5 protein-coding genes are annotated in these 5,803 nt (G+C 75.0%); all 5 read left to right on the top strand.

Features of this window, described 5'->3' with window-relative positions:
• The first annotated feature begins 326 nt into the window (after window positions 1-326).
• The 5 genes from ABD308_RS38880 to ABD308_RS38900 all read left to right on the top strand — a co-directional run bounded on the left by ABD308_RS38880 (window position 327) and on the right by ABD308_RS38900 (window position 5,774).
• Window positions 327-1,148, top strand: coding sequence for a DsbA family protein (locus ABD308_RS38880; RefSeq protein WP_344345761.1), 822 nt, complete (start codon window positions 327-329; stop codon window positions 1,146-1,148).
• A 64-nt stretch (window positions 1,149-1,212) separates the two neighbouring features.
• Window positions 1,213-1,878, top strand: a complete 666-nt coding sequence (locus tag ABD308_RS38885) for a vitamin K epoxide reductase family protein (protein ID WP_344345763.1) — start codon at window positions 1,213-1,215, stop codon at window positions 1,876-1,878.
• Window positions 1,879-2,126: 248 nt separating this feature from the next.
• Window positions 2,127-2,249: a hypothetical protein gene (locus tag ABD308_RS38890; RefSeq protein WP_344345765.1), complete on the top strand. Its 123-nt coding sequence runs from the start codon at window positions 2,127-2,129 to the stop codon at window positions 2,247-2,249.
• Window positions 2,250-2,346: 97 nt separating this feature from the next.
• Entirely contained in the window at window positions 2,347-3,582 is a 1,236-nt protein-coding gene (locus tag ABD308_RS38895) for a zinc metalloprotease (RefSeq protein ID WP_344345767.1), read from the top strand.
• A 38-nt stretch (window positions 3,583-3,620) separates the two neighbouring features.
• Window positions 3,621-5,774: a tetratricopeptide repeat protein gene (locus ABD308_RS38900; protein WP_344345769.1), complete on the top strand. Its 2,154-nt coding sequence runs from the start codon at window positions 3,621-3,623 to the stop codon at window positions 5,772-5,774.
• Window positions 5,775-5,803: the final 29 nt, after the last annotated feature.

Below are 5,803 nucleotides of genomic sequence, written 5' to 3' on the forward strand. Positions count from 1 at the left end.
CGCTGCGGGCGCTGGTCCTGCTGCTGGTCCCGGCGCCGGCCCGGCCGGTGCTGCGGGTGCCGCTGCCGGTGTCGGACCGCCGACGCCCGCGCCGCGAGGACGTGGTGCTGAGCCCGGCACCGCGCCGCGGCCCGCCGCTGCTCGCGCCTGCCCGCTGACGAGCCCCTGACGGCCCGTGGCGGGCGGCGCACGACTCCGCTCCTCCCGCCCCAGTCACCCCTCCGGCCGACGCGTGCCCGTGCCCAGCACGCCGTGCCGCGCACACCCCGGAGCGGGGACACCCTCGCGCGCCCGTCGGCGCGCCCCCACCACGGAGTTGACCGAGCATGGCTCACCCCAACCAGAAGCCCTCCCGCAAGCAGGCCCAGAAGACCAGCGCCCGTCAGCGCATCCAGGAGGCGCAGCGCCAGGAGAAGCTGGCCGCCAAGCGCCGTCAGCGGATCGTGGTCGGCGTCTCGATCGTCGCCGTGCTCGCCCTGGCCGGCGGCACCGCGCTCGCGATCAACACGGCCGGCGACGACAAGTCCTCGTCCGCGGCCGCCGAGCCGACCGCGCTGGTCGTCCCGGCGAACACCTCCGGCGCGGACGGCACCGTGATCACCTACGGCAAGCCGGACGCCCCGCACACCGTCCAGGTGTTCGAGGACTTCCGCTGCCCGGTCTGCAAGACCTTCGAGGCCGCCAACGGCGACACCCTGAAGAAGCTGGCGGACGACGGCGGCGTCAAGGTCGAGTACCACCTGGCCGCGTTCCTGGACAAGAACCTCGGCGGGAAGGGCTCGCGCACCGCGCTGGCCGCGATGGGCGCCGCCGTGAACGAGGGCGTCGACAAGTTCAAGGCGTACCACGACGTGCTGTACGCCAACCAGCCGGACGAGCGCGAGGACGCCTTCGGCAGCACCAACCACCTGCTGGAGCTGGCCGACCAGGTGCCGGGCCTGAAGACGGACGCGTTCGTCAAGGCGGTCACCGAGCGGACCTACGCGCCGTGGGCGAAGAAGGTCGCGGACGCGTTCAACGAGAGCGGGGTGACCGGGACCCCGACGGTGAAGGTGGACGGCAAGCCGCTGCCCCTGTTCAGCGGCAACCGCGCGCTGACGCCGGAGCAGTTCACCGCCCAGGTGAAGCAGGCCGCGGGCTTGCAGTGAGCACCACCGGCCCGGCCGACTCCCGGCCGGGCCGGCCCCTTCCTCACTCACGGAGTGCTCCGCCATGACCGCATCCACCGCTCTGCCCGGTTCCTCCTCCCGCCCCGTCCCCTACGTGCCGGCCGCGTCCGGTTCGGCACCGATCGGCGCGGGCCGCGCGTTCTCGCTGTTCATTCTGTTCGCCGCCCTGATCGGGCTGGCCGCCTCGGCCGTCCTGACCTTCGACAAGCTCCGCATCCTGGAGGACCCCTCCTACATCCCGAGCTGCAACCTCAACCCGGTGATCAGCTGCGGCTCGGTGATGCGCACCGGTCAGGCCGAGGTGCTCGGCTTCCCCAACGCGCTGCTGGGACTGGCCGCGTTCGGCGCGCTGGCGGCGGTCGGCGCCGGGCTGCTGGCGGGGGCCGCGTACCGCCGCTGGTTCTGGCTCGGCCTGCAGGCCGGGACGCTGTTCGGGGTGGGCTTCACGCACTGGCTGATCGACCAGGCGCTGTACGACATCGGCGCGCTGTGCCCGTACTGCATGGTGGTCTGGGCGACGGTGGTCCCGCTGTTCTGGTACACGACGCTGCACAACCTGCGCTCCGGGGTGATCCCGGTCGGGCCGAGGCTGCGGCCGGTGGTCCGGGAGGCGGCCCGCTACCACTGGGCACCGCCGGCGCTCTGGGCGGCGGTGATCGCGCTGCTGATCCTCAACCGGTTCTGGTCGTACTGGTCCACTCTGATCTGACGGCCGATCCGACGCCCGATCCGACGCCCGGGCGGGCTCCCGGTCGGGCTCGCGGTCGGTGTTCGCGACGCCGGACGCGACCAGTTCTCGGCCAGTTCTCGGCCTGGACCCGAAGTGTTCGCGAGGCGTCGAGTACAGCCCTCCTCCCCTGCTAAAGATGACGTGTCCCCGACGGGTTCGGTCGGATCCGGTCGGGTCCGGGCGGACCCCCTCGGGGACACCGTCGTCCCGACACCTGAGGAGAGGAGGTGACCGACATGAAGAAGATCGCCATTCGCAAGGCGGGCTCCGTCCGTCTGACCAGCGGTGCCTCGCTTTACGGCGGTGGGCCCTGTGCCCCGACCTGGCCGCCCGTCGTGCTCCCGGCCTAGTCGCGAGCGCTACGCCCCGTCGGCGGGCGGACCACATCCCCGCCCGCCGACCGGTGGCCCCACCGACGATCCCGCCGGCGACCCGCTTGGAGGAGCGATGCCAGAGCGGCCCGCGACCGCGCCGCCGGAACCGGCGAGCGGCGACGACAGCACGAGCCCGCTCGCGTTCCACTCACTCGTCTTCCAGCCCGAGGGCGACGAGGTGACGGTCGGCCGGCTCGACGAGGGCACCTTCGTCGTCCTGCCCGCCGACGGCGCCGCCCTGCTGCGCCGGCTGGTCGACGGCGCCGAGCCCGACGAGGCGGCCCGGTGGTACGCCGAGAGCTACGGCGAGACGGTCGACATCGGGGAGTTCGTCGCCGACCTCGGCGAGCTGGGCTTCCTCCGCGCGCCCGGCGACGCCCCCGCGCCGCCGCCCGCGCCGGTGCGCTGGCAGCGGCTGGGCCGGGCGGTGTTCTCCCCCGTCGGCGCCGCGCTCTACCTGGCGCTGCTGGCCGGTTCGGCCGTCGCCCTGGCGCGCTCGCCCGAACTGGTCCCCGGCTACCGGCACCTGTTCTTCACCCCGTACCTGTCGGTGCTGGTCATCGTGATGTTCGCGGCGCAGGCGCCGCTGATCCTGGTGCACGAGGCCGCGCACGCGCTGGCCGGGCGACGGCTCGGCCTGCCGTCCCGGCTGTCGGTGGGCCGACGGCTGTACTTCGTGGTGGTGCAGACCGAACTCGACGGCCTGGTCACCGTGGACCGCCGGCGCCGGATCCTGCCGATGATCGCCGGCGTGCTCGCCGACCTCGGCGTCCTGGCCGTGCTGACGCTGGTCGCGGCCGGCACCCGGCACGCCGACGGCGGACTGTCGGCGGTCGGCGGCGTCGCGCTCGCCCTGGCCTACTCGACCGTGCTGCGGGTGGTCTGGCAGGCCTTCTTCTTCCTGCGCACCGACGTGTACTACCTCGTCGTCACGGTCCTGGGCTGCGTGGACCTGCACACCACCGCCAAACAGCTGCTCGCCGACCGCTGGGCGCGGCTGCGCGGCCGACCGGCGCCGTACGACCCGGAGCGCTGGCACCCCCGGGACCGCGCGGTGGCCCGCTGGTACTCGGTGCTGATGGCGGTCGGCTACACGCTGGCCCTGGCGACGCTGGCCGTGAACCTGCCGCCGGTCGTGGCCCGGGCGTACCGCTCGGTGCTCGACCAGCTGTCCGGGGACGGCGTCCACCGCTGGGCCGGACTGGCCGACAGCGTCGTCTTCCTGGTCCTGACCGTCGGCGAGGTCGCCCTCTCCACCGCGCTGTACCTGCGGGAGCGGCGGGCCCGCCGCCCGGCGGCCACCCCGTGATCCCGCCCCCGTCCCGCCCCGTCGCCCCTGGAGCTCCGATGTCCACACCGCCCACCGGATCCGGCCGCCACGTCCTGGTGACCGGGAGCCTGCGCCGCGACCGCGCCGCCGCCCGCACCGCGCTCGCGCTGCCGCGGCCGCTGCTGCCCGAGGTCTCCGCGCACCGCCGGCTGCGCGGCCCGTACACGGCGGCCGGCACGGTGCTGCGCGCCGTGGTGCCCGGGGCCGCCGAGCGGTGGCCGGAGCTGGTCGCCGCGCACGAGGTGGAGCTGCTGACCGCCGCGCCGGAGCTGCGCGACCGGATGCGGGCCACCCGGGAGACCCTGACCTCGCTGGCCGTCCCGCAGGAGCGGACCAGGTTCTACTCCCGGTGGCGGACGCTGCGCATCGCGCACGGCCTCCAGGAGTTCCTGGCCGAGCTGCTGACCCGGCAGGCCGCCGGTCCGCGCGCGCTGGTCGTCGAGGACCTCGATCACGCCGATCCGACCGACCTGGAGTTCCTCTCGGTCCTGCTGCGCCGCACCGACCCGGCGCTGCTGACCGTGGTCGCGGGCGGAACCGGTGCGCTGCTCGACCCGCCGCCCCTCGACCGGGCGGTGGAGGCCGGCACCCCGCTCGGCGAGAACCTGTCCGCCGAGCTGGCCCGGCACTGCGCCCTGGTCGACGCCCCGCCCGCCCCGCCCGGTGAGGCCGTGGACGAGGCGGACGCGGCCGCCCGCTACGTGGCCGGCGACGGCACCGACGACGACCCGGCCGTGCTCGCCGCCTACCGCGCGCTGCCCGTCCGCGAGCGCCGGGAGCTGCACGACCGGCGGGCCGCCGAGCTGGCGGCGCTCGGCGAGCCCTCGCTCGACCTGGGCGCCCTGCCCTATCACCTCGAACACGGCACCGACGTGGGCGGCGCCGGGCTCCCGGCGCTCGCCAAGGCGATGGACGCCTGCATGCTGCTCGGCTTCTACCACGCCAGCCTGGAGTTCTGCCGCCGCGGCCGCTCCCACCTCGACCCGGTGGCGTTCCCGCAGGCCTGGTGGCACTTCACCGGCAAGATGCCGACCTCGCTGTCCGCCCTCGGACGCGCCGACGAGGCCGAGGCGGTCTGCCAGGAGGTCCGGGTCCACTCCGTCGACCCGACCGCCCACCTCCAGTGCGCCTACGCCACCGCGATGCTCTACACCCGGCACCGCTCCCCCGACCGCCGCGACCACGAGCGGGCCCTGGCCTGGATCAACGAGGCGATCGCCATCGCCTCCCTGCTGCCGGACCCGCGCCAGCGCGCCTTCAACACCGTCTTCCACAACAACGGCCTGGCCCTCATCGAGGCGCACCGCGGCCGCCCGCAGGCCGCGCTCGACCTGGTCACCGCCGGACTGGCCGAACTCGACCGGGACCTCGGCGCGGACGAGCACGGCCTGCACCGCTCGGTGCTGCGGCACAACCGCTCCACCGTGCTGACCGGCCTCGGCCGGCTGGACGAGGCGCTCGCGGACCTGCGGTCCGTCATCGAGACCGATCCGAACTACCCGGAGTACCACTTCGACCTCGGCAACCTGCTGCGCCGGCGCGGCGACGAGGAGGGCGCGCTGGCCGCCTACGAGACCGCGCTGCGGCTCGGCCCGCCGTTCCCGGAGGTGTACTACAACCGCGGCGACGTCCGCTGCTCGCTGGGCGACGTCGAGGGCGCGCTCGCGGACTTCGGCTACGTGCTGGTGCTGGACCCCGGCTTCGTCGACGCCTACGTCAACCGGGCCGGACTGCTGCTGGACGAGGGCGACGTGGCGGGCGCCGAGCGCGACGCGCTGGCCGGCCTGGCGCTGGCCCCGGAGAACGCCCACCTGCTGGCCGTGCTGGGCCGGGTGCACGCCGAACAGGACGACCAGCGCTCCGCCATCGAGGCCTTCGACCGGGCGCTGCGCACCGATCCCGACCTGCTGGCCGCGCTCTGCGGGCGCGCCGGCGCCGCCTACCGGGCGGGCGCGCCGGAGGCCGCCCTGGCCGACCTCCAGCACGCCGTCCGGCTCGCGCCCGGGGATCCGCTGGTCCGCTTCAACCGCGCCTACGTTCTGCTGCGCACGGACCGCTGGGAGGCGGCGCTGGCCGATCTGGACATCGCCGCCGAGCTGCTCCCGGACGACGAGGACGTCCGTGCGGCCCGCGACGAGTGCCTGGCCCGCCGCGCCGCCACCACGGGCTGACCCCGGCCGCCGCGGTCCTCACCCACGAT

This window comes from Kitasatospora putterlickiae (assembly GCF_039527695.1).
Taxonomy (GTDB): Bacteria; Actinomycetota; Actinomycetes; order Streptomycetales; family Streptomycetaceae; genus Kitasatospora; species Kitasatospora putterlickiae.